This is a genomic window from Hydrogenivirga caldilitoris, assembly GCF_003664005.1.
Classification (GTDB): domain Bacteria; phylum Aquificota; class Aquificia; order Aquificales; family Aquificaceae; genus Hydrogenivirga; species Hydrogenivirga caldilitoris.
Genome location: NZ_RCCJ01000001.1, coordinates 852,129 through 874,326, shown reverse-complemented (window position 1 = coordinate 874,326; position 22,198 = coordinate 852,129). Strand labels below are relative to the sequence as shown.

General features: G+C 44.7%; 31 protein-coding genes, 1 tRNA gene and 1 CRISPR repeat array (1 of these 33 running past the window's edge). Of the genes, 15 read left to right on the top strand and 17 right to left on the bottom strand.

Annotated features, from left to right (window positions below; genetic code table 11):
* A CRISPR array of direct repeats spans positions 1 to 103; the repeat unit is 29 nt; unit sequence GTTCTTAATTATCCGTGTGGAGTTGAAAC (it extends 1,273 nt beyond the left edge of the window).
* 614 nt (positions 104 to 717) lie between these two features.
* Positions 718 to 1,212: a ribosome maturation factor RimM gene (rimM, locus tag BCF55_RS04760; protein WP_121010745.1), complete on the bottom strand. Its 495-nt coding sequence runs from the start codon at positions 1,210 to 1,212 to the stop codon at positions 718 to 720.
* A 61-nt stretch (positions 1,213 to 1,273) separates the two neighbouring features.
* Positions 1,274 to 1,492: a type II toxin-antitoxin system HicB family antitoxin gene (locus BCF55_RS04755; RefSeq protein WP_121010743.1), complete on the bottom strand. Its 219-nt coding sequence runs from the start codon at positions 1,490 to 1,492 to the stop codon at positions 1,274 to 1,276.
* Between the two features lie 40 nt (positions 1,493 to 1,532).
* Here BCF55_RS04755 and BCF55_RS04750 point away from each other — a divergent pair, with 40 nt between their 5' ends.
* Both BCF55_RS04750 and BCF55_RS04745 read left to right on the top strand, forming a co-directional pair.
* On the top strand, positions 1,533 to 2,222 hold the full coding sequence (locus BCF55_RS04750) for a uracil-DNA glycosylase (protein WP_121010740.1): 690 nt from the start codon (positions 1,533 to 1,535) through the stop codon (positions 2,220 to 2,222).
* The gene (locus BCF55_RS04745) at positions 2,223 to 3,506 is read left to right on the top strand and encodes a bifunctional L-myo-inositol-1-phosphate cytidylyltransferase/CDP-L-myo-inositol myo-inositolphosphotransferase (protein ID WP_121010737.1); all 1,284 of its coding nucleotides are present in this window, start codon (positions 2,223 to 2,225) and stop codon (positions 3,504 to 3,506) included.
* Between the two features lie 8 nt (positions 3,507 to 3,514).
* Here the strand turns inward: BCF55_RS04745 and BCF55_RS04740 are convergent, their stop codons facing one another.
* The gene (locus BCF55_RS04740) at positions 3,515 to 4,243 is read right to left on the bottom strand and encodes a glycerophosphodiester phosphodiesterase (protein WP_170144747.1); all 729 of its coding nucleotides are present in this window, start codon (positions 4,241 to 4,243) and stop codon (positions 3,515 to 3,517) included.
* Here BCF55_RS04740 and nadC point away from each other — a divergent pair.
* On the top strand, positions 4,242 to 5,066 hold the full coding sequence (gene nadC, locus BCF55_RS04735; RefSeq protein ID WP_121010731.1) for a carboxylating nicotinate-nucleotide diphosphorylase: 825 nt from the start codon (positions 4,242 to 4,244) through the stop codon (positions 5,064 to 5,066). The two genes, BCF55_RS04740 and nadC, sit on opposite strands and share 2 nt — an antisense overlap.
* Here nadC and BCF55_RS04730 read toward each other — a convergent pair.
* From BCF55_RS04730 to mnmH, 7 genes are all read right to left on the bottom strand, one after another.
* Positions 5,020 to 5,313 (bottom strand): hypothetical protein, encoded by a 294-nt coding sequence (locus BCF55_RS04730; RefSeq protein WP_121010728.1) that lies wholly within the window; start codon positions 5,311 to 5,313, stop codon positions 5,020 to 5,022. The genes nadC and BCF55_RS04730 overlap by 47 nt on opposite strands.
* Positions 5,310 to 6,179: a 16S rRNA (cytosine(1402)-N(4))-methyltransferase RsmH gene (rsmH, locus tag BCF55_RS04725; protein ID WP_121010725.1), complete on the bottom strand. Its 870-nt coding sequence runs from the start codon at positions 6,177 to 6,179 to the stop codon at positions 5,310 to 5,312. Before rsmH ends, BCF55_RS04730 begins: the two co-directional genes overlap by 4 nt.
* A gap of 109 nt (positions 6,180 to 6,288) precedes the next feature.
* Positions 6,289 to 6,498 (bottom strand): hypothetical protein, encoded by a 210-nt coding sequence (locus BCF55_RS04720; RefSeq protein ID WP_121010722.1) that lies wholly within the window; start codon positions 6,496 to 6,498, stop codon positions 6,289 to 6,291.
* Positions 6,495 to 7,067, bottom strand: a complete 573-nt coding sequence (locus tag BCF55_RS04715; RefSeq protein ID WP_121010719.1) for a ribonuclease HII — start codon at positions 7,065 to 7,067, stop codon at positions 6,495 to 6,497. The genes BCF55_RS04720 and BCF55_RS04715 overlap by 4 nt, the downstream gene beginning before the upstream one ends.
* Positions 7,064 to 7,549: a 50S ribosomal protein L19 gene (gene rplS / locus BCF55_RS04710; protein ID WP_121010716.1), complete on the bottom strand. Its 486-nt coding sequence runs from the start codon at positions 7,547 to 7,549 to the stop codon at positions 7,064 to 7,066. Before rplS ends, BCF55_RS04715 begins: the two co-directional genes overlap by 4 nt.
* A 56-nt stretch (positions 7,550 to 7,605) precedes the next feature.
* Positions 7,606 to 7,962, bottom strand: coding sequence for a hypothetical protein (locus tag BCF55_RS04705; RefSeq protein WP_121010713.1), 357 nt, complete (start codon positions 7,960 to 7,962; stop codon positions 7,606 to 7,608).
* A 40-nt stretch (positions 7,963 to 8,002) separates the two neighbouring features.
* The gene (mnmH, locus tag BCF55_RS04700) at positions 8,003 to 9,064 is read right to left on the bottom strand and encodes a tRNA 2-selenouridine(34) synthase MnmH (RefSeq protein ID WP_121010710.1); all 1,062 of its coding nucleotides are present in this window, start codon (positions 9,062 to 9,064) and stop codon (positions 8,003 to 8,005) included.
* An 11-nt stretch (positions 9,065 to 9,075) separates the two neighbouring features.
* On the opposite strand from mnmH, the gene BCF55_RS04695 reads away from it, so the two are divergent.
* Positions 9,076 to 9,516: a DUF501 domain-containing protein gene (locus BCF55_RS04695; RefSeq protein ID WP_121010707.1), complete on the top strand. Its 441-nt coding sequence runs from the start codon at positions 9,076 to 9,078 to the stop codon at positions 9,514 to 9,516.
* Here the strand turns inward: BCF55_RS04695 and BCF55_RS04690 are convergent.
* The 7 genes from BCF55_RS04690 to BCF55_RS04660 are packed head-to-tail and all read right to left on the bottom strand — an operon-like array spanning position 9,506 to position 15,986.
* Positions 9,506 to 10,246: a tRNA (adenine-N1)-methyltransferase gene (locus BCF55_RS04690; RefSeq protein ID WP_121010704.1), complete on the bottom strand. Its 741-nt coding sequence runs from the start codon at positions 10,244 to 10,246 to the stop codon at positions 9,506 to 9,508. The genes BCF55_RS04695 and BCF55_RS04690 overlap by 11 nt on opposite strands.
* A complete protein-coding gene (locus tag BCF55_RS04685; RefSeq protein WP_121010701.1) occupies positions 10,246 to 11,670 on the bottom strand; it encodes a hypothetical protein in 1,425 nt (474 codons plus the stop codon). Before BCF55_RS04685 ends, BCF55_RS04690 begins: the two co-directional genes overlap by 1 nt.
* A 9-nt stretch (positions 11,671 to 11,679) precedes the next feature.
* The gene (locus tag BCF55_RS04680; protein WP_121010698.1) at positions 11,680 to 12,252 is read right to left on the bottom strand and encodes a GTP-binding protein; all 573 of its coding nucleotides are present in this window, start codon (positions 12,250 to 12,252) and stop codon (positions 11,680 to 11,682) included.
* Positions 12,253 to 12,254: 2 nt separating this feature from the next.
* Positions 12,255 to 13,379: a lipopolysaccharide assembly protein LapA domain-containing protein gene (locus BCF55_RS04675; RefSeq protein WP_170144746.1), complete on the bottom strand. Its 1,125-nt coding sequence runs from the start codon at positions 13,377 to 13,379 to the stop codon at positions 12,255 to 12,257.
* Positions 13,349 to 13,678 carry a ribosome silencing factor gene (gene rsfS / locus BCF55_RS04670; protein ID WP_121010692.1) on the bottom strand — a complete coding sequence of 110 codons (330 nt, stop codon included), beginning with the start codon at positions 13,676 to 13,678 and terminating at the stop codon, positions 13,349 to 13,351. The genes BCF55_RS04675 and rsfS overlap by 31 nt, the downstream gene beginning before the upstream one ends.
* Entirely contained in the window at positions 13,666 to 14,583 is a 918-nt protein-coding gene (gene bamD, locus BCF55_RS04665; protein WP_170144745.1) for an outer membrane protein assembly factor BamD, read from the bottom strand. Before bamD ends, rsfS begins: the two co-directional genes overlap by 13 nt.
* A gap of 5 nt (positions 14,584 to 14,588) precedes the next feature.
* Entirely contained in the window at positions 14,589 to 15,986 is a 1,398-nt protein-coding gene (locus BCF55_RS04660) for an Rne/Rng family ribonuclease (RefSeq protein ID WP_121010686.1), read from the bottom strand.
* Between the two features lie 28 nt (positions 15,987 to 16,014).
* Here BCF55_RS04660 and BCF55_RS04655 point away from each other — a divergent pair, with 28 nt between their 5' ends.
* From BCF55_RS04655 to BCF55_RS04610, 11 genes are all read left to right on the top strand, one after another.
* On the top strand, positions 16,015 to 16,800 hold the full coding sequence (locus tag BCF55_RS04655; RefSeq protein WP_121010681.1) for an LpxI family protein: 786 nt from the start codon (positions 16,015 to 16,017) through the stop codon (positions 16,798 to 16,800).
* Positions 16,801 to 16,812: 12 nt separating this feature from the next.
* Positions 16,813 to 17,118, top strand: coding sequence for a dephospho-CoA kinase (locus BCF55_RS04650; protein ID WP_121010678.1), 306 nt, complete (start codon positions 16,813 to 16,815; stop codon positions 17,116 to 17,118).
* A gap of 12 nt (positions 17,119 to 17,130) precedes the next feature.
* A tRNA-Ser gene (locus tag BCF55_RS04645) sits at positions 17,131 to 17,221 on the top strand.
* A gap of 9 nt (positions 17,222 to 17,230) precedes the next feature.
* On the top strand, positions 17,231 to 18,007 hold the full coding sequence (gene xth, locus BCF55_RS04640) for an exodeoxyribonuclease III (RefSeq protein ID WP_121010675.1): 777 nt from the start codon (positions 17,231 to 17,233) through the stop codon (positions 18,005 to 18,007).
* Positions 18,004 to 18,423 carry an EamA family transporter gene (locus BCF55_RS04635; protein WP_121010672.1) on the top strand — a complete coding sequence of 140 codons (420 nt, stop codon included), beginning with the start codon at positions 18,004 to 18,006 and terminating at the stop codon, positions 18,421 to 18,423. The genes xth and BCF55_RS04635 overlap by 4 nt, the downstream gene beginning before the upstream one ends.
* Positions 18,420 to 18,656 carry a YbaN family protein gene (locus BCF55_RS04630; protein ID WP_121010669.1) on the top strand — a complete coding sequence of 79 codons (237 nt, stop codon included), beginning with the start codon at positions 18,420 to 18,422 and terminating at the stop codon, positions 18,654 to 18,656. Before BCF55_RS04635 ends, BCF55_RS04630 begins: the two co-directional genes overlap by 4 nt.
* Before the next feature lie 5 nt (positions 18,657 to 18,661).
* Positions 18,662 to 19,465 carry a 3-methyl-2-oxobutanoate hydroxymethyltransferase gene (gene panB, locus BCF55_RS04625; protein ID WP_121010666.1) on the top strand — a complete coding sequence of 268 codons (804 nt, stop codon included), beginning with the start codon at positions 18,662 to 18,664 and terminating at the stop codon, positions 19,463 to 19,465.
* A complete protein-coding gene (locus tag BCF55_RS09775) occupies positions 19,455 to 19,928 on the top strand; it encodes a GspE/PulE/PilB domain-containing protein (RefSeq protein WP_245960400.1) in 474 nt (157 codons plus the stop codon). The genes panB and BCF55_RS09775 overlap by 11 nt, the downstream gene beginning before the upstream one ends.
* Complete coding sequence (locus BCF55_RS04620; RefSeq protein ID WP_484496818.1) at positions 19,929 to 21,152, top strand: GspE/PulE family protein; 1,224 nt, start codon at positions 19,929 to 19,931, stop codon at positions 21,150 to 21,152.
* Positions 21,149 to 21,892 (top strand): DUF3108 domain-containing protein, encoded by a 744-nt coding sequence (locus tag BCF55_RS04615; protein ID WP_121010663.1) that lies wholly within the window; start codon positions 21,149 to 21,151, stop codon positions 21,890 to 21,892. Before BCF55_RS04620 ends, BCF55_RS04615 begins: the two co-directional genes overlap by 4 nt.
* On the top strand, positions 21,870 to 22,190 hold the full coding sequence (locus BCF55_RS04610; RefSeq protein ID WP_121010660.1) for a tetratricopeptide repeat protein: 321 nt from the start codon (positions 21,870 to 21,872) through the stop codon (positions 22,188 to 22,190). Before BCF55_RS04615 ends, BCF55_RS04610 begins: the two co-directional genes overlap by 23 nt.
* The last annotated feature ends 8 nt before the right edge of the window (positions 22,191 to 22,198 follow it).

The following is a 22,198-nucleotide window of genomic DNA, read 5'->3' as shown; positions in this document are numbered from 1 at the left end:
CATGAGTTCTTAATTATCCGTGTGGAGTTGAAACGACGTTGTAACAGCGTTCACCACATTTCTCAGTTCTGTCTGTTCTTAATCATCCGTGTGGAGTTGAAACAAATAACCCAAACCAAAACATGGAGTTTGGAAGGTTTTGCCGAAAAACTGCCGAAATAGAAAGGTAAAAATGGGTTTCTCAGAGGTTCGGAAAGGCTCCTTCAAAGGAACGCCGAAAACGGCTCTTCTCGTTGAAAGACAAGGAAAACAAGGATTTTCAGGAGGTAGTCCTCTGAAGAGAAATATGGCTTCGGGAGCCAGAGGTCGCAGGTTCAAGTCCTGTCGCCCCGAGGATTTCTGTAAAACACAGCATAAAGTGAGACTGGACACTAAAAAATGCGACTGGCACACCATAAATTGCGACTGAGAGGGAAGGGCAGATGGCTTCTAAGTTAGGTTTCTCAAAGCTTGCAGACTATAAGGGGTACGGTGCAAAAATTCTGTATTTTATGGATTTGCGGGCACCAGAGAGTTACGAGCCTGTTGAAAAAATTACCGCAACTCAGAATATCAGGCAACCTAAAACTCATATTGTCCTCAAAAGATTAAATTGTAAGAGGAAGGAGTTTCACACAAGTTATAAAAGGGTGAAACCTGTAACTTTTTACTTCAGGCAATATTTCCAACAAAGGGTTTAGAAGCTTCTATCAAGGAAAAACCACAAGGTACGCTCTATTAAAACAACACCAGTTCCTCCTTAACCTCTATTCTTCTTTCCCTCCTATCAACATTCAGGACTATATCGCTCACAAAGGGAATCATTATCTTCTCATTTTCCAGAACGAGCATGTCGTAAACTCCGAAGTCCTCCACCCTCTTCACCTTTCCAAGCCTCTTTCCTTTGTTCGTAACAACCTCCATCCCTATAAGCTCGTAGGCATAGAACTCCTCCTCGTCCCTCTTGGGTAGTTCCTTTTCGGGAAGAAAGAGGTGGGCACCTTTGAACTGCTCAACAGAACCGAGGTCGTTGTAGCCCTTGAACTTAATCAGTAAGAAGTTCTCGTGTCTCCTCACACCCTCAACTTTAAAGGGTACATACTCGCCTCCGACTCTCTTGAGATAGACTCTTTTGAGCTTCTCAAAGACCTCCTCGGGAGCCATGGGAAGGACTTTAAGCTCTCCCTTAACACCGAAGGTGTCTATGACCTTACCGATAACTATGTATTCCATCACCCGAATAAGTCTGAAATCAGAGTATCTTTATTCATTTCCAAATATATCTCGTGGGAGTTTAGGCATAAGGTATAACCTCTTCCCTTATTATATGTAGCTTGATCTGGGAAGGGAGTTCTTCTTCCCTTTCAAAATGACACCTTACAGCATCCTTTATGTTTTCTTTGAGTTCTTCAAGGGTTTCCCCCTGCGTGAATATAGCATGTCCTACCGCTTTAGCGGTATAACCACCTTCTGGCTCTTCTTCAACTATAAAAACCAGCTCGTTTCTTTCCATAAAATAACAATATAGCCTAAACCCTTATAATTATTAACCCATGCATTCCTTAGAAGGACTCAACAGGAAAATTGTTGAGTGTCAAAAGTGTGAAAGACTTTCTACCTACATAAGGGAGGTGGCACGTAAGAAAGTCAGAAGATACGCCGACTGGGAATACTGGGGTAAACCCCTTCCCGGCTTCGGAGACCCAGAGGCAAAGTTATTGATCGTTGGGCTCGCGCCTGCGGCTCACGGAGGGAACAGGACGGGGAGGATGTTTACAGGGGACAGCTCAGGGGACTGGCTCGCCAAGGCTCTCTACGAAACCGGTTTCGCCAACAAACCTACATCCGAGAGCAGAGACGACGGGCTTGAGCTTAAAGATGCTTACATAACAGCAGTGGTCAGGTGCGCCCCTCCGGAGAATAAACCCACAAAGGAGGAGATGGAGAACTGCAACGGGTATCTGGTTGAAGAGTTAAAACTTCTGAAAAACGTTAAGGTTATCCTCTGCCTAGGAAGTATAGCCTTAAAGGGAACTTTAATGGCTCTGAAAGACCTTTACCCTGAAGCTAAGCTCAAAGGCATAAAGTCCGGACGCGGACTCAAGTATAAGCCCGAAGGGATTCCCTACACTCTTATTACCTCCTATCACCCGAGCAAACAGAACACCCAGACGGGGAGGCTTAAGTGGGAGGACTGGATTAGGGTTTTTGAGGAGATAAAGAGCCTGCTGGAGGGTAGGTAGATGGATACAGCGGTTATCCTCTGTGCAGGTCTGGCTAAGAGGATGCAGGGATACACCCAGTACTTGCCAAAGCCTCTGATAAGGGTGGCGGGAAGGGAAATACTCTATAGAACGATTAAACTCCTTGATAGTAAAGGGATAAGCAAGTTCGTCTTGGTGGTGAACGAACACAACAGGGAACCTATAGAGAACTTCGTCAGAAGACTCGGCATAAGCTACGAGATAGTTCTCAACGAACATCCCGAGAAGGAAAACGGCTACTCCCTGTACTTGGCAAGAAATCACGTCAACGGGAGGTTCGTCCTTACTATGGGAGACCACCTCTATTCGGAGGAATTTATTGAAGAAGCACTAAAAGGGGAAGGTCTTATCGTGGACGAGCTCGCCCTATACACCGACAGGAAGGAAGCGACAAAGGTTCTCTGTAAAGAAGGGAAGATTGAGAAGATAGGCAAAGACTTGAAGAACTTTAACGGGTATGATACGGGTTTCTTCATTCTTGACGAAAGCGTGTTTGAAACTGCCGAGAGGCTTGTTAAGGAAAGGGAAAAGGTAACCCTGAGCGAGATAGTAAAGGAAGCCCATATAAAGTGCACTCCAGTTTCAGGTAAGTTCTGGACGGACGTTGATACACCGGAAGATATAGAGCGGGCGAAGAAGGCTCTGGTAAGGGCTTCGGTAAAGGGAACGGGAGACGGTTTTATCTCAAGGCACCTCAACAGGAAGGTATCCCTGTGGTTCTCCGAAAGACTTGTAGACAAGCTCACACCCAATCGGGCTACTTGGCTCACCTTCTTCATAGGGGTGTTTTCTGCCCTGGTGGCACTACTCAGTCCCGCTCTGGGAGGACTTCTGTATCAACTCAGCTCAATGTTAGACGGGATAGATGGGGAGATAGCGAGGGCGAGCATGAGAACGACAAGGTTCGGGGGATACCTTGACTCCGTCCTTGACAGATACACCGACTTTCTCTTTCTGTCATCTCTTGCTCTGTGGCTCAAGCCTTCTCAGGAGTTCCTTCCATGGGTTCTTCTTGCGATTTTCGGCTCTTTAATGGTGAGCTACTCAACGGAGAGGTTCAGGGGAGCTTACTGTGAGGACGCCTACGGCGTGGTAAAAGAACTCAGGTGGCTTCCTGGAAAAAGGGACGAGAGGATTTTCTTCATAATGCTCTTCTGTCTCTTTGGTTGGATAAAGGCGCTTTTTATCCTGCTTGCTCTGGTCACAAACGTGAGGGTTATATTAACCCTGTGGCTCGTGTGGAAGCATAGGGGAAGTGTTTAAAAAACATTTTATAGCTTATCAACTATATCCCTCAACTTCTCCGGGTCGTTAGTGGTAATGCCCCAGAAGCCCTTTTTGACAAGCTCTCTTAGCTCAGACTCTCTCTCCTCGTGCCAGCAGACGACCTCAAAACCCTCACCTTTCATGTGCTCTATATCCTCAGAACTTATTAACGTGTGAGGGAACGGATGCTTGTCTTCCCAGCAGGGATGAATTATGTCCCCCTGATACTTACGGGCAAGGCTCACCATGTCCTCCGGCGGAAGGACGTTCCTGAAGAGTAACGCCGTGAGTATGTGGTCGTTAAGCTCTTTAAACCTCCTCATGAAAGGAAAGTCGTCGGAGGAGGAGACGACGATATCGGTTTTATATCCGAAGTCCTTCAGTATGTGGGTAAGCTCCTCTATCATGTCCCTGTCCTTTATGTCTAAGTAAAGCCCGATGCCTCTGTCCTCAGTCCATTTCAAAACCTCCGAAACCTCCATAGAGCCCGGTATCATCTTCTTGGCTTCTTCAAGGTTCATATCCCTTATGAGCTTCCCATTTATATTAAGGTCATGGTTTACGAATATCTTTCTGTCCTTTGTAAGGACGAGGTCAAGCTCTATCATATCGGCTCTAACTTGATAAGCTCCCTCAAAGGCTTCCCAGGTATTTTCCCTGAATTTGGAGCTGTATCCCCTGTGGGCTATTATCTTAGGTTTCCTCATACTGGCAGATGATAACATATAACCCATGAACAGACTCTTCATTCGCTCCCAGCTCCAGCGTTTCTTAGAGGAAGATTTAGGGACGGGTGATATAACCACGGAGCTGGTCTGTTCCGAGGAAACCGTCAGAGCCGTGATAAAGGCGAAGTCTGATGGTATCCTTGCCGGTCTTCCCTTTGTTCAGGAGCTATTTCTAATGCTGGGAGGTGTTTATGTAAGACCTTGCGTGAGCGAAGGTTCGGAGTTCAAGAGAGGAGATACTCTGATAGAACTTGAAGGGAGAGCGGATCAGATACTCATGGGAGAAAGGCTTGCTCTGAACATCCTTCAAAGTCTCTCCGGTATAGCCACGCGCACAAGGGAGTTCGTAAAGGCACTGGAGGGAACGGGGGTAAAGATTTTAGATACCCGAAAGACCACGCCGGGTTACAGGTTCTTTGAAAAGTATGCAGTTAGGGTCGGAGGCGGAAAGAACCACAGGTTCGCCCTCTACGATATGGTTCTTATAAAGGATAACCACAAGAGGGTAGCGGGAGAAGTGGAGGAGGTGATAAGGAGGATAAAAGAAAAGGTCAGCCCTGCATACAAAATAGAGGTGGAGGTGGAAAGTTTGGAGGAGCTTGATAAGGTTCTCACTCTGGGCGTTGATATAGTTATGTTAGACAACTTCTCTCCCGAAGAGGTGAAGGAGGCGGTGAAGCTCGTGAAGGAGAGGGCGGAGGTGGAAGTTTCGGGCAACATAACCCTGGAAAACGTAAAAGAATATGCTGTAGAGGGGGTAAACTATATCTCCTCCGGCTCCATCATCTACGGCGCTTCTTGGTGCGACCTTTCTCTGAAGGTTCTTTAAAGAGAATTAAGGCAAAATCCTCCCAGTTGAAGGGTTTAAAGCCCTGCTTGAGGGCGTATCTTTCAAGCTCTCTTATATTTAAGATATTCTCTATCTCAGCCCTTAGTTTAAGATTCTCTTCCTTCAAACTTTTGTAGGTGCTGAGCTTTTGGGAGTGTTCCCTGAGTACTTTTATGGAGTATGCCGAGTAAAGCATGTTGGCAAGGAATATCAGGAGCCCTAAGCCGACAATCAGAAACGGGTTCATATCCTCTCCCCTGCTCTTAATTTAGCACTTCTGGCAGCCGGATTCATCTTTACCTCCTCCTCGGAGGGTGTTATTGGTTTCTTCGTCAGAATCCTAAACTCCTGAGAGTGCTCTCTGAAGAAGTTCTTAACTATCCTGTCCTCTAAGGAGTGGAAGCTTATAACCACGAGTCTTCCTCCCTTGTTCAGCCTATCCACAGTCTTTTCCAGAGCTTCCTTAAGGTTTTCAAGCTCCCTGTTTACCTCTATCCTTATAGCCTGAAAGGTCTTAGTTGCCGGGTGTATCCTCCCGTGTTTGAGTCTTTCTGGGTAAACGGAAAGGATTATGTCGGCAAGCTCCTTCGTGGTTTCTATTGGTTTCTTCTTCCTGTACTCAACCATCGCTCTGGCTATCTTCCTGCTCAGCTTCTCCTCCCCGTATTCCCAGATTATCCTCGCAAGCTCCTTCTCAGAATACTCGTTCACCACCCTGTAGGCGGTAAGCCTCTGCTCTCTGTCCATCCTCATGTCAAGGGGAGCCTCTATCTGAAAGGAAAAGCCCCTTTCACTCTTCAGCTGGAACATGGAGACACCGAGGTCAAATAGGAAACCATCAACCTTATCTATACCCTCGGCTTCAAGGACGGCATCAAGGTCGGCAAAGTCCGCTTTGTATATAGCAAACCTCCCTTCAAATTCCCTCAGGGTCTCCTTGGCGAGCTCTATGGCTTCCTCATCCCTGTCTATACCTATAACGAAAGCTTCAGGATTCTTCTCCAATATTCTCTTCGTGTGCCCTCCGAGACCGAGGGTGCAGTCAACGTAGAGCTTACCTCCGTTTCCAAGTAAAAGGTCTGTTGACTCTTCAAGCAAAACTGGAACGTGCATCAGGTGGTTTTCTCTTCCTTGTCGGGAGTTTTCAGAACCTCGTAAGTTAGAAAGAGCAAAGAAACTATAAATATAAATATAGGTATCATGAAAAAGTACCACTCCCAGCTCATCTGGTCATCCTCCAGAGTTTGAATATAAACGCAGCCATTGTTATAGCAACCACAGTTTCAAGAGATACACCAAGTAAAAATACTATCCTTTCTCCCTCCGTCCACTTTGGATAGTGCCTTCCTATCTCCGCTAAGTATCCAAGGACGAACATAAAGAGTATTCCCAGCCCTTTAACGACTAATGCGTAAAACTCCTCCCTCTTCATAGCCTGAAGCTCTTCCTGTGTATCTCCGTTATGCCGAACTTCCTTATAAGCTCCCTGTGTTTCCTGGTCGGATACCCCTTATGTTTTACAAACTCGTATTCGGGGTAAACCTCATGGAATCTCTCCATTATTCTATCCCTCAGAACCTTTGCTATTACACTTGCACAGGCGCAGCTCAGACTCCTTTCATCTCCCTTCACGAGAGGCAGACAGTTAAATTCTTCCAGCTTCACATAGTCGCTTATAACCACGTCAAAGGTATGTTTCAAGTCTCTAAGAGCCCTCTTCATGGCGAGCTTGGTAGCCTGATATATGTTTATCCTGTCTATGACGGAACTGTCTACCACCGCGGTCCCCACCGCCACGGCGGTCTCTCTTATAAATTCGTAGAGTTCCTCCCTCTCCTTCTTAGTTAGCTTTTTGGAATCTCCCTTCAAGAAAGGTTCTGTAAAGGGTGGAAGTATGACCGCAGCGGCAACCACTGGACCCGCGAGGGGACCCCTCCCGGCTTCATCCACACCAGCTACGGTAAGACCTTCCCTCCAGAACTTTTCTTCATACTCAATCATTCTTCCTGCGGAGCTTCTTCAGCTTTGATTTCCTCCGTTGTTTGCTCTTGAACTTCTTCAGCCTTAGCCTCTTCCTCCCTCTGCCTCCGAGCTTCCTCCTTCTTCCTCTGCATAGCCTCGTATTCCCACCTCTTTATCTCCTTAATCTTCCTCTGGGCTACCTTTCCTTTGAGCTCCCTCAGGAAGTAGAGTTTAGCCCTTCTGACCCTACCTATTTTAACTATCTCTATTTTCTCTATATTGGGGCTATAAAAAGGAAATATCCTCTCAATACCTACACCGTAAGATTCCTTCCTCACCGTGAAGGTCTTGTCAGCTCCACCACCCCTTATTCTTATAACGACTCCTTCAAAAGGTTGTATTCTCTCTCTGTCTCCTTCCTTTATCCTGTAATAAACCTTTATAGTATCTCCTACCTTGAAATCTGGGTATTCCTTCTCCTGTATGTACCTTTTCTGAACCTTTTCCAGAATGCTGTTCATATCTTCTCCTCCTGAGAGTATGGAATAAAGAATTATCCTACAAAAGGGACTTTTTTTCAAGGAGTAAACCCTAAAACTCCTGCTATATCCGAAATGTTCTGCACCTCTATCCTTTTATCTTTTTCCGGTATTTCAATCACAACCTTTAGGGGGGTTTCCCTCTCAGCGTCCTCAAGGGCTGAAAAAAACTCCCTCGCCTGTTCTACTTGACCAAGAGCAAGATTTATAAGTCCAAGCAGCGCGTATTTTTCATAGGAGTCCGGTGCAAGAAGTAACCATTTGGTAGCTTCAAGGTACTTGAACTCTGTTATGTACCTCATGCCTATACTTAAAGGGTCTTTCCTATTCTTTAGGTCGGTCTTCTTCAGTTTTTTACCCTCAAGGTACAAAGATATTCTGAACTTCACCCTCATAGGTAAATGAAGTATACGATAACGTTAAACATGATAGCCATTAAGGCTTTGCAACCTCATCTCTTTTTAATATGCCGGACTCAACCTGCGAGTAGAATTCCTTCAACTGCTCCACACAATCTTTAAGGTTATCACAACTGACCTCTAAGAGGGGTTCTCCAAACTGCCTGTATCTCTTGTCATAGTATTCCTCTATCAGGAATCTCACGACTTCTTCATAGTTTTTTTGCTCAAAGAGCTCCTTTACCAACTCAAACTTCTGAGGTCCTAAATACTTCCTTATCTTCTGAACTGCTGTAAAGGCTTCCTCCTCCCAGTTCTCTTTCTGAGTGTAGTCTGAGATTATGTTCCTTATACGCGTATCTATGCTTGCGGTGAGCTCTATGTACAAACCTTTATCCTTCTTGCTCCAGAAAGCTTCAGGTATGTATACGTTGCCGATTCTTCTGCTCTCATCTTCTATGAATACATTGTTTCCATTTATACGCCTTAACTCTTCATAAAGCAGAGAATCAAACTGTTTTTGGGATACCCTTTCCTCAATTCCCACGCTCCCGAACACGGACCCTCTGTCTTTAGCCAGGTCTTCCAGGTCTATTGCTGGCAAACCTTCTTGTTTCAACGCTCTTATGACTTTGGTTTTTCCCACCCCCGTCTTTCCCGTAATAACCAGAAAATTCACATTTTCAAGCAACCTCTCCATATCTTTCAGAATAAACTGCCTGTATGCCCTGTATCCGCCTTTGAGACGAAGGAGATCAATTCCCATCTCGGACATGGCTTTACACATTCCCTGACTTCTCATACCACCCCGCCAGCAGTAAACAACAACGTTCTTATGCTTATCCTTCAGCCCTCTGAAACGTGCATAGAACTCTTCCAACTTCTTCCGTGCGAGCTCTTGTCCTAATTCCTTAGCCCTCTCAAGCCCTTCTTCTCTGTATATGAAGCCTATAAGTTTTTTCTCGTCGTTCTCAAAAAGAGGCACGTTTATCGCCCCAGGTATGTGAAATTCCTCAAACTCCTGTGGACTCCTTATGTCAACGATAACCATATCCTCAAGCTGAAAAAGTTCATGAACTTCTATATCCTTATAGGCCATATTTAAATAATATGCTCAAGGTTGTGGAGAATCCCATCGTGGTTTTTGAAAGAGACATATACAGACCAGAGCCTACCAGGTTCTGGATACTGGATAAGAGTTTTAGAGGAGCCATATCAAGGCTGGAATCGGAGGGGTATATAAAGAAGCTTTCCGAAGAGATTAGCCAGGATGAGGAGCTTTTCAATTTCTTTATAGGACTCCACGAAAGGGAGGTTAAGAGGAGAAAGGAGTTACTTAAAACAAGTTTCCCGCAGGTTTACGAGGGAGAAGGTAAGTGGGATATAGCTTGTAAGAAGGTTCTCCTTGACCCTAACGTGGGTATAGGAGGAATAAGGAATTACAGGAGTAAACCTTTCAAGGTCAGATGCCTTCATCTATGGACAGCCTATCATCTGGGAGAGAAAGAGTTTATGAATCCCATAGGTGAGTTTGTTCTTTCTAAGATATAACTTTTCTACAAAAGAGCAGATACGCGGTATGTCCTACCATAGTATCTTCAGGTCTGAACCTTTCTGGAACCGTTTTATAGTACCTCGTCAATATTTCAAGGACCTCTACATTTCCGAACAGTCCCTCCGTATTCTTAAGAAGCTCAACGACCTGATTTGAAGTTGGAAGCAGAAACCCAACGGGTGCACCTTCTTTTAAAGAGGTATGAAGCTTTCTTAGGTAGGGTGTGGGTTCTCTAACGTCTACAAAGGCTGCGTCAAAGAAGCCCTTTTCAACCTCAACTTCCGAAAAATCAAGGTTATGAAACTTTACATTTTTACCGAGGTTGAACCTTTCTAAATTCTTTCTGGCAGTGTTATAGAACCTTTCAACTGCTTCATAGGTATAAACCTCTCCTGCAAGCTGTGAGAGGACAGCACACAGAGCCCCACTGCCTGTCCCAAACTCAAGCACCCTTTTCTCTTTAGATAGCCCAAGTTTAAAGGCTATGTAAAAGGCGTCCTTTGGGTATATAATCTGGGTTTTCCTCTCAAACCCTAAGACTATTATCTCTTCAAGGGTTGGTTTAAAAACTTCAAACTTGCCAATCTTTATTCCATCAGGTTTGCCTATAACCTCTGAGAATTTCAGGGTATTCTTCTTCACGTTCAGAGATTGTTTCAGTTCAAGCCGTTTAAGGTACTTCTTGTCAAGGTATCTTACGAGTATCCAGTCTCCCTCTTGGAACATCAGTCCTTACTTCCGTAATGCCTCACCTTAAGGTATTTTTCTACATCAAGGACTTTGAATATGTCCTTAAAAGGTCTTAGCTGGAACTCAAGCTCCTCCTCTTGCTTCTTTTCACCAAATTCCTGAGCTCCAAGCTCAAGCATAAAGCTAAGCAGATTTAGGAGCCGTTGCTCCTCTTCCTCACCGGGATTCTTAGTGAGATGAAATTTCCCTTCCGAGAATACAAGGAAAGGGTATCTAACAGCCTCTCTAAGAACCATAGTGTTCATCTTTGTAGGAGCGTGTTTTATGAATACGCTTATTACCTCGTTTATCATGAAGAGATAAACTATCGGTGCTATGTTGGCAACGTTCTTGTAAAAGAAAAGGCTTACAAAATAAGGCTCTTCAAATCTTAGGGAAGAAGAGGGTTTGAACTTCCCTTCAGTTTCAATCAGGGATATGAGCAGCTTGCCCTCCCGAAACACTATGAACCTGTCTCCTTTCTTTTCGGAAATCAGGAGTAAGGCGTCCTTCCTGTGTTTACTCAAGCCCAAAAAGAGCTTACTTATCTCCATGAAGTGACTGCTTACCGTGTCTATCTCAGGTTTTGCAAGAAATCTCATGGCTATAAACTTGACTATATTGCTGTCAAGAGCTACAAGGCTTAACTCTGCATTCTTATCGGGGGATAAGAAGAACTCAAATATGTCAAAGTCAACCGGGTATACGGCGAACATTTCACCGTTCTCGTAGAAGAGGTTTATGGTGTATGTTGGTGATGAAATCTTGGCAATACCTGAAAAGCTACCCGTCTTCAAGCTTTCAAGTATGGCAACCACGTTGACCCTTTTAAGAGGGACACTTTCCATCATGTAATCAACATCATGCTCCTCTGTGACCTCGCTTTCACGAAACTCGTATATGTCAAGTTTGCCTTCCACCAACGAGTCTTTCATCTTTCTTACGATGGATACTATGGAGTCGTTGGTAAGGGCGACGGCATCTATAACATTTTTACCCTCAAAGAAGGAGAGTTCCTTGTCCGTGGTTGTAGCCTTGAATATGGCATAGGGAGATATTATCTTGTCAACTATCTCATCAAGCTCTCTCCTCACTATGGTTGCCTGTATCATGAGTTCGTCACTGCCTATAGGGTTTTCCAGAGGAGTAGTGGCTGATCTAGACTCTTCATAAAAGGCAAAGAAACCCTCTGGGTTTGCAAGCATCTCAGCAAGACAATAAACCAAAAGGTTATAGTAGTTAACCTTTTTCTTATTAAAGGAACCTATGTCACATTTAAACCCTGTGATGAGCCCCTCTTCAACTTTGAGGGACAGGAAGTATCTGTTGACGAAGAGCTCTAAAGTTCCTGACCTTCCCTGGAGCAACCCTGTTATTACGTCACTCAGCCCCCGGGTATCACCGATATAGCCATAGAACATACTTTTAGTTTATCCTACCATCTTCCGGAACTTCTCCATGAGTTCTTCAACTATAAGGTCAAAGGTTTCCTGAACGCCTTTGCCTTGGAGGGCAACCGCTTCAGTGGTTTTCTTCCCCGGTATGGAGACTTCCCTTTGGAGTACATCAAGGGGAAGAGCGTCAGGTAAGTCCCTTTTGTTGTACTGGACAACTATAGGTGTGCTTTCTATATCTTTACCGTAAAGTTTTAAGTCACCCTCCAGAGTCCTAACGAACTCTTTGTTCTCTGAAAGTCTTCTCTCTGAGGAATCAACCACAAACACGACCGCATCAACTCCTCTCATAACCATCTTCCTTATATCTCTGTATATATCCTGGCCAGGTATAGTGTATATGGAGAAGGTCAATGTGAAACCGTCTACCTTTATCTTCTTAGTTATGAAGTCAAAAACGAGGGTTCTCTCCTCCTTTGTATCAAAGCTCAATACATCAAGACCGCTTTGCTGAGCTAATTGCTCTATATTTGTGGTTTTCCCAGACATAGCTATTCCGTGATAAACGACCTTAAACCTTACAATCCCTTTAGAAGAGTCAATAAGCATGCCTAACTCCCTCCTTTTGTTTTTAATTTATTCCAGTTCAAACAGTTTACACACAGAGGAGAATAATGGGAATACTCTTTCCCGCACTCCTCGCATTCTAAAAGCCTTACAAGGGATAGGAGCTCTCTGTAACATTCTCTGTCCTCTCCGTACCCTTTACTTGTTAAGTTTTTTATCGGAGCGGGGAGGTAATCCTTTAGCTCGTTAAACTTCTCATACATGCCAACGCTAAGATACAGTAAGGCAAGTACCGATACATCAACTTTATCCCTGTTCTCCTCCACCTTTTCAATGACTTCTGGCGTAAGCAGATTCTTGCTTATTATCACTAATAGGGCTTCGTTCTGCATGCCTTCCTGAAACATAAGAGCAGCAGCCTTTCTCCTTTCCTTACCTTCCGGATGGGAACACAGAATCGCAAGCGAAGAAGGGGTTAGGGGAAGTGCCTCTATCTCTTTCAGAGCGTCAACACCCTTGCTTTGGGCGAGCATTGAGGCAAGTACCTTCTTTTCCAGCTCCTTGAGGGGCTTTTCACTCTCCTGAATGAGCTTTCTTTGTAGGTCAATGGCCTTTTCCTGTTCTCCCCTCATGTAGTACACACTTCTGAGCATTCTCAGTGCCTTTAAGTTCTTCCAGTTCTTCCCAAGAGCCTTTTCAAGTAAGTCCTGAGCTCTATCTATATCTCTTCTGAACACGTCTTCCGCTATAGTAGTCTCAACTATTCCAAGGGAGTATCTTTGCAGATAAACCGAGGCTTCCCTTTCTAGCTCCTTCATAGCCTTAGCGTAAAGCGGGGTTACCTCTTCCCTGTCAATGAGCTTTGCAAGCTCCCCACGAGCTTTTTCAGGATAGCCTGTCCAGAGGCTTTCAAGAGCTTTACTAAGCTTCTCACTGTATCTCTTCCACTTTAGACCTTTGATCTCAGACACAATGTAGGCTATCAGAAAACCCATTATGAAACTTGCAAATACAGTTAGAAATAGAGGAACTTCGTAAGAAAAGCGAAAAAAGGATACCTTTACACTCTGAAGGTTAAAGTAGGCAAATATAAGGGCGAGTATAAGGAGGACTATCAAGAGCACTACTTTTACAAGCATCATACCTCTAATCTCCTCGCCTCTGCCCATATCCATTCTATACCGTAGTGCTCCCGCCATTCAGGAGTAAATATGTGCACTATAACATCAAGCAGGTCTATAAGTATCCAGTTCCCAAACTCCATTCCTTCAATATGATCAATGGTATAGCCAGCCTTCTTAAGCTCTTCAACCAGATACTCTGCAAGTGCTCTTGCATGAACGGTTGAGTTTGCTGAGGCTATCAGAAAGTAGTCAGCTATATTTGTTAGGTTTGAAACGTCAAGCACAACTATATCCTCGGCCTTCTTGTCCTCCAGTAGTTTTTTAATAAGTTTTAACTTTTCCATCCTTTCTCTTTTGCCAGTTCCTTCAGCTTCCTATAGTATAGGGTTTCACCGTAAACCTCTCTGTATTTGGCAAGAGCTTCCTTGGCTTCTTCTAGAGCTTTTTTTCCTATCTCCTCCCAGCGTTTGACTTCGCTCTCTAAAAATGAGAGCCTCTTCTGAGCCGCCTTCTTTTCTTCTTCACTTCTCGCCTCCTCAAGCTTATCCTTTGCCTCCCTTATCAGACTTTCCATCTTCTCCTTCTCAATGTTTACCTGCCTGTCCGTTGTCAGCAGACACATTATGTACCTGTAGGCAACCTCTGGCTCGTTTACCTGTCCTGGAAAGTTGATAAGAACTTCCCTGTACCTTAAAGCTGCTGAATAGGTGTAGCCATAATTTTCGTAAAACTCTGCTATGTTGAGCTCGTACTGGGCAATTTTTCTGTAGGCTGTGTCTATAAGTCCCTGGACTTTTTGAGCAAAGGAGCTTTTAGGGAACTTGCTCAGGAACTCTTTCGCCTTGTCTATAGCCTTCCAGGTATACTCCTGATCTCTGTACGGGTCAGGGGAAACCTTTATGTAGCTGTCTATCAGTAAGTAGTACGCCTCTTCCGTCCTGCTCAGTTTAGGGTAATAGAATATGTAATCCTCAAGGGCAACAACTGCATTTACGTAATTACCGTCGTAGTAATAGCTCTTTCCGAGCAGGAATTTTGCATTCTCTATCTGTTCAGGCGTCAGATAGTCCATATACTTAAGAGCCTCATTGAAACTCCATGCGGCGTCTCCATAGTCTTTATTAGCATAGGCGTTAACCGCCTCCCTGTAGTATTCCTGAGCATTTCGGGCTCTCTTCTCCTCGGTCATCTTTGCGCAACCCGCTATAAAAACAAACACAAGGAGAAGGAAGCTTAAACCTTTTTTCATACCCATCATCCTGTCAGAAACATTTCGTAGTAATCAAGAGGAGCATCACACTCCTCTTTCACAGATACCCACTGTTTCATATTGCTCTTTTCAAGGAGGCTCTCAACCTTATCTTTCAGAGCTGGGTTTACCTTTATCTCTAAGTACCTTCCCTTAAAGTAGTTGATCTCCTTTTCAATTTCGTATAGGACCACTTCTGGGCTCTTTATGTACCCTTTACCCTTACAGAAGGGGCAGTCTATGGATAGCAGTCTGGTTACGCTCGGTGTCTCTTTTTTCCGTGTGAGCTCTAAAAGCCCCAGTTGGGTTATTCCGTAAACGTGAACGTTGGAGCCTTCATCGGCGAAGAGTTCCTTAACCTTATCTACAAGCAGGTTCTTATTTCTCTTATCTTTCATGTCTATAAAGTCAATTATCACTATCCCTCCTATTCCCCTTAACTTTATCTGTCTAACTATCTCATGGGCTGCCTCTATGTTCGTCTTTAGAGCATTTTCTTCCAAGGTTTCCCCGCAACCGGCACCGCTGTTCACGTCTATAACTGTCATGGCTTCCGTTTCTTCAATTATTATGTACCCTCCGCTTTTGAGCCATACGTAACGGGCAAACAGTTTTGTAAGCGCCTTATCAAGCCCGTATTTCTTGAAAAATACGCTGATGTTCTTTACGTACCTGACCTTACTTATGAGCTCTGGGGAGTGTTCCTCAAGTTGGACCAATAGCTCAGACCACAGTTCCCTGTCGTCAACTACTATCTCCGATATATCACTCCAGTAATCCCTCACAAGCTGCATATAGGCGGGTAACTCTTCATAAACCATACCCTGTTTTATGCTCGCTGCTTTCCTCTTTATATCCTCCCAGACTTTTCTTAGCCTTTGCAATTCTTGTAAGAGCTTTTCTTCCGTTGCGAATTCAGCGGAAGTTCTCACTATAACGCCATCCTTGTCCAGATGTTTTTCAAAGAGCTCTTTGAAGTAGTTTCTCTTACTATCATCCTCTATTTTTGAGGAGATGAATATCCTGTTGGTTGTGGGCAAATACACGAGGAACTTCCCAGGAAGACTTATCCTGCATGTAAGCTTAGCTCCCTTGTTCTCCATAGGTTCTCTCTTCATCTGAACGAGGATCTCTGAACCCTCGTCAGGTGCAGGGCAGTTTTCCTCCTCTTCGGAAAACCCTTCATAAGACTTGAGGGGTAGGTAAGCTTCTTTATCAATCCCTATATCAACGAAAACTCCGTCAAGGCTTCTGGCAAAGCGTTTCACCCTCCCTTTAAATATGCTCCCCGACAGCCTCTTTTCTCCCCTCTTCTCAACCTTTATCTCGGATATGTCTTTGTCCTTCAGAAGGAAAGTGAGGACAAGGTTTCTGCTAGCAGAAATGATAAGCCTAACGTCCATTGAGTAGATATTTTAAAGTATTTTAAGGATGCCTATAGGTCTTATAGCTGGAAAAGGACGTCTTCCGGAGGTATTTCGCGAAAAAGTTATTGAAAGGGGGGAGGAACTGGTTGTCGTAGGTGTGAAGGGTATAACCGAAATGGAAGCGGACGAAATCCTGCCTGTTGGTAAGGTTGGCAGGCTTGTCAAGCTGTTTAAGAAGAAAGGAGTAGATAAAGTTGTTATGTTAGGGAAGTTTGAGCACAGGCTCATATACACAAGCATACTTCACTTTGACATGAAAGCCTTCAGTGTACTCAGGAGGGCTGAGGATAAAAGGCCAGCCAGCCTTATAAAGGCTTTTATGTCTTCCCTTGAAGAGGAAGGCTTTGAGTTTATAGACCCCAGACCATACCTTGAAAGTCTCCTCGCTCAGGAAGGAATTATGGGTAGGAGGGTGCCTTCAGAAGAGGCTATGGAGGACGGACTCTTCGGCTTTCTTATAGCTAAGGAGATAGCTGAGCTTGACGTGGGGCAGACTGTGGTTGTTAAAAACAAGGCAGTGGTGGCAGTTGAAGCTATGGAGGGGACGCAGGAAGCCATAAGGAGAGGGGGAAAGATAGGGGGAAAGGGTACAAGGGTGGTGAAGGTCGCCCGTAAAAACCAGGACTTCAGGATAGACGTCCCAACGGTGGGGCTTGAAACCCTTGATGTATTGAAGGAGATTAGAGCTGATGCCCTTTTCTTGGAAGCTGGTAAAGTTTACATACTGGACAAAGACAAGTTTCTCCAGAAAGCGGACAGGTTCGGTATATCTGTCGTTGGGTTATGCTAAAATGAACTCACTATGAAACACAACTGGGAAAACTACAGGGAAAAAGTCCTTGAGCTTAAGCAGATTTTTAAGAACAAGAATGAGGGAACAGAGGTAGAAGTGGAGGTGCTTTTACCCGAGGACGAGGGATACGATTCCGAAGTGGGGGTTCCTTACGTGAGGGTAAGGTATTACGTTAACGACCATTACCATGAGAGGAAGATAGAATTGTACGAGTACCATCTTAAGAAGGAACTTGACGACCTCGTAAATCTTATAGAGCATTTTATACAAGAATTTGAAATGGAAATTGACCAGAGCGAGTATGGAGGAGGTTAAGTTTAAAAGACTGGAGGGGTGGCCGAGCGGACTAAGGCGGGGGATTTGAAATCCCTTGAGGGTTCGCAGCCCTCCGTGGGTTCGAATCCCACCCCCTCCGCCAGATAGAAGTATGAAGGTCGCATCCTACAACATCAACTCCATAAAGGCAAGGAAAGAGCTACTCTTTAGCTGGCTTGAAAGGGAACCCGTGGATGTGCTCTGCCTACAGGAGTTAAAACAGGAAGAGGAGAACTTTCCCTTTAGAGAGTTTGAAGAGAGAGGTTATAAATGTGAGGTGTTCTCCCAGAAAGCTTACAACGGGGTATGCATATGCTCAAAGCTGCCTATGGAAGATGTCAGGAAGGGTTTTGGTGAGCCTTATTTTGACCGGCAAAAGAGGATAATAAAGGCAAAGGTTAAGGGTATCTGGATTGTGAACGTTTACGCCCCCCATGGAGATTTAAGAGGTACAGACAAGTTTTACTACAAGCTTTCGTTCTACGAAAAGCTTCTCTCTTATCTGTCCGAGAACTTTTCTCCTGAAGAGCCTGTATGCATGGTTGGGGATTTCAACGTAGCGAGGGAGGACATAGACGTCTTTGACCCTGAACTCCTGAGGGATACCATCGGAACCATGAGGGAAGAAAGGGAAGCTTTTACCAGAATCCTTGAGTGGGGTTTTATAGATGCCTTCAGGTATCTGTATCCCGAAAAAGTTCAGTTCACATGGTGGGATTACATAGGGGGTATGATATGGAAAGACAAGGGTATGAGAATAGATTACATACTTGTGACAACCCCTCTTCTGAAGTATCTAAAAGATGTTTACGTTGACCTGTGGCCCAGGATAAGGAGAACACCTAAACCCTCAGACCATGCACCTGTAATTGGAGTCTTTGAGCTGTGAAAGCTGTTATCTTTGCCCTTCTTTCTGCTCTGGTGTGGGGAACAGCACCCCTAATATTCAAGCTGGGTCTTAGAGGTGATGTGCCTCCTCTTGTAGGGATATTCTTTCATAATTTAACAGCTTCTATATTTGCCCTGGTGTCAATGCTGATTTTAAAAGAGGGTTTTAGCTACCCTCTCAGAGATATTACGATAATATCCTTCGGCGGTTTCGTTTCTGGCTTCCTTGGACTCCTGCTCTACTACAAGGCTATAAAACTTGGTGACGTGTCGGTTGTTGCTCCTATTGTGGCGAGCTCTCCTCTCTGGGCTAGCCTGTTTGCCTTTGTGCTCCTTGGAGAACACTTCACTCCTATGAAACTTGTAGGCACCATTCTTGTGGTAACAGGTGTTGTTCTGATAACCTTATCAAGATGAGGTTTGTTTTAGCCTTTGCCCTGCTGGCTATAGGAATAGTAGGGATAATTCTCCCCGTCCTGCCAGGGATACCCTTTCTGCTCGCGTTTCTTTATGTTGTGGGATTCCTTAAAAAGGAGAGATTCCTAAGGATGCTCAAAAGATACCAGGGTGAGAGGAATTCCTTTCAGAGAAAGGTTACGAGTTGCATACTCATATATGTGGTTTACCATAGGAGGCTTAACTTAAAATAAAGTTGATGGGAAGAGTAACCCTTTGGAGCTTAAGGAAAAAGAAGTGGAGGGGAGAAAAGATAACGATGATATCTACTTACGATTTCCTATCCGCCAAGCTTTGTCAAGAGGCTGGCATTGATTCTGTTCTGGTAGGAGATTCCCTGGGAATGGTTTTCCAAGGTCTGGACTCAACGCTACCTGTTACCCTTGAGGAGGTCATCTACCATGCCAGGGCTGTGAGGAGAGGTGCCCCTGAACTTTTTTTGGTTGTTGATATGCCTTTTATGAGCTACCAGGTTTCTATTGAGGAGGGGATAAAGAATTGTGGTAGGGTAATAAAAGAGACGGGAGCTCAGGCGGTAAAGATAGAGGGTGGTGAGAGTGTTGCAGAGCTCGTTTACAGGCTTACCGGTGTGGGTATCCCTGTTGTGGGGCATTTGGGTTTCACTCCCCAGTCAATAAACCTCTTCGGAGTTCCAAGGGTTGTGGGTAAAGAGGAGAAGGAAGCAGAGAGATTGAGGATAGACTTCAAAGCCCTTGTAGAAGCGGGTGTTGATATGATAGTTCTTGAAAGTGTCCCTTGGAGACTCGCTAAGGAGTTGACAGAAAGTTCCGAAGTAATAACTATAGGGATAGGAGCGGGAAAATTTTGTGATGGACAGGTGCTTGTATTTCACGACCTGGTGGGGCTCTATGAGGAAGCGAAACCTAAATTTGTCAGGAGGTATGCGGAAGGTGCAAAAATTTTCAGAGAAGCCCTCACAAAATTTAAAATAGAAGTTGAGAAGGGGGAGTTCCCTTCCGAAGAGGAAAGTTATGGAACATGAGAAGATTTTGAACTTGCTTCTCAGAGCCGGATACGTAAAGGAAGGTGATATAAAGAAGATACTTTCAGAGCGCAAGGAAGATGAGGACATATTCCAGACCCTTCTAAGACTGGGGTTACTCTCTGAGAAGGACATAACTAAGTTCTTCCAGACTATACTCCCGCAGAAAGTGTGGAAGGAAGAGGTTCAGGAGCTTCAGGTTCCTTCCCATATTCTTAACTCAATACCTCAGGAGTTCATGAGGAAGTTTAAGGTTGTGCCCGTAATGTACGATAAAGGCAAGCTCCATGTGATAATGCTAAACCCACTCAACCAGAACCTCATAAACGAGTTGAGATTTTATACCAAGGCTCAAAGCATAATACCCTACGTTGCACCCCTGTCAACCATTGAGAAGATTCTGGATAAACAGTTTCCTCAGCTCGGTGACGTACTGAGCCAGATAGAGGAAACCGAAGTGTAGCTGGAGAAGGAAGAGGTTGACACACCGATAGAGCAGCTTATCCATGCTACGGAAGAAGCACCGATAGTGAAGCTTGCAAACGGGCTCATATTTGAAGCTGTGAAGATGGGAGCTTCAGACATACACATAGAGCCTCAGGAGAAGAAGGTTATAGTTAGGTACAGGGTTGACGGCGTTTTAAGGATATACCACCAGCTGCCTGTAAATATAAGGGACAGCCTGGTAGCCAGGTACAAGATAATGTCAAGTCTTGATATAGCGGAGAAGAGGAAACCCCAGGATGGAAGGATAAGGATAAAAATTGAGAGGAAGAAGATAGACCTCAGGGTTTCAACTGTCCCGACAGTTTACGGTGAAAAGGTTGTCATGAGGATTCAGGAGGCTGAAAAGTACCTTAATGTTAAGCTTGAGGACCTAGGCTTTGAACCCGATGATCTGGAGAAGTTCAGGAACGCTATATGGAAGCCCTGGGGAATGATACTCGTTACAGGTCCGACCGGTTCCGGTAAGACGACGACCCTCTACTCAGCCCTGATGGAGAGAAACCACCCCGATGTGAACATAATGACAGCTGAAGACCCCGTTGAAGTCTCTATACCTGGTATAAACCAGGTACAGGTGAACGAAAGGATCGGTCTAACCTTCTCAAGCGTTTTGAGAGCCTTCCTTAGACAGGACCCGGACATAATACTGGTGGGTGAGATAAGGGACCTGGAAACTGGAGATATCGCAATAAGAGCCTCCCTGACCGGACACCTCGTGTTCTCCACCCTTCACACAAACGATGCCCCCACAACTATTACAAGGTTGACAGATATGGGTATAGAGCCTTTCCTTGTAGGTTCTTCTCTTGTTCTGGTTGTCGCCCAGAGGCTTATAAGGAAGCTATGCCCGGATTGCAAGGTTCCCCATGATGTGCCAAAGGAAGCCCTTGTGAGGTTGGGTGTAATTAAGTCTCCCGATGAGGATATAACCATATACAAAGCAAGTGAGAAGGGTTGTGCCACCTGTAATAATACCGGCTACAAGGGAAGAACGGCGGTTCATGAGATTATGGAGATAGATGAAGAGCTCAGGAAGCTCATAATAAAGGGTGGTACAGCAGATGACATAAGGGAGCTTGCAAAGGAAAAGGGTATGAGAACCCTTTATCAGGCAGGTATACTGAAGGTAAGGAAGGGAATAACCTCCATTGAAGAGGTAAACAGAGTGCTCATGCAATGAGATTTCTCTTTGTACTTCTGTTTCCTTTCCTTTTGCTGGCAAAGGAGCTGGAGACTTGCTACAGAATCTACTTCTGGTTCCTTCCCGTTGCCCAAAGCTGTGTTGAGTATTCCTTAAAGGGTGAAGAACTAAGGATACGTTCCTGGGCTAAAACCATCGTCGTGGGTAAGCTGGTCAAGAGAGTCAACAACTGGGGGGAAGCCGAGCTACTCTCCCTTAAACCTAAGAGCTTTTCCCTATATCAAAGGGAAGGGAGTTTTATAAGGGACCACACCTATTCGTTCATGAAAAGAGGTATAGCGTATAGAATCGTCAGATATAAAGAAGAAGGGGTAGATGTAAAAGAGGGGTTCTATGAGAGCTCTGTGTACCTTTTTGACCCCTTTTCAACCTCGCTCCTGGTATACCTGGATACACCTAACTACAGAGGCGATAGGATTTACGTGTTCTACGATGAAAAGGTTCAGAGTGTCTATTACAAAACGGTGGGCGAGGAGGTTGTTGAGGTCTTTGATAAAACCTATCCTACCTGGAAGGTTCTTCTGGTACCTGAGGTTGATACTAAAGGTATATTGAAACCCAAGGGAGAGTGGTTTGTATGGATAGATAAGGAAACGAACATACCTGTAAAGTTGAGTGTTAAATTTACTATAGGGAGCGCACAGGTTTTCCTTGAAAGGGTAAAGGGAAACAGAGACCTTTTTGTGGAGGTAAAGAATGGACAGGCTGAGTTATTTTAAGGAGTTGCTGAATAAGGCGCCGGACAATCCTATGGTTCATTACTCCCTAGCCCAAGAGTACTACAAGGTGAGGGATTACGAGAATGCCATAAAGCATATAGAGAGCTATCTGAGGCTTCAGGAAGATGAGGGAGCTGTTTACCGCCTCCTTGCCAAATGTTATGAAGAGCTCGGTGAATTCAACAAAGCCATGGACGTTCTTGAAGAGGGCATAAAGCAGGCTCTTAAGTATAACCACCCGTCAATGGCTGAAGAGTACAGGCAGTGGATTGAAGAGTTAAGAGGCATGAGCTTTTGATAGCTTAA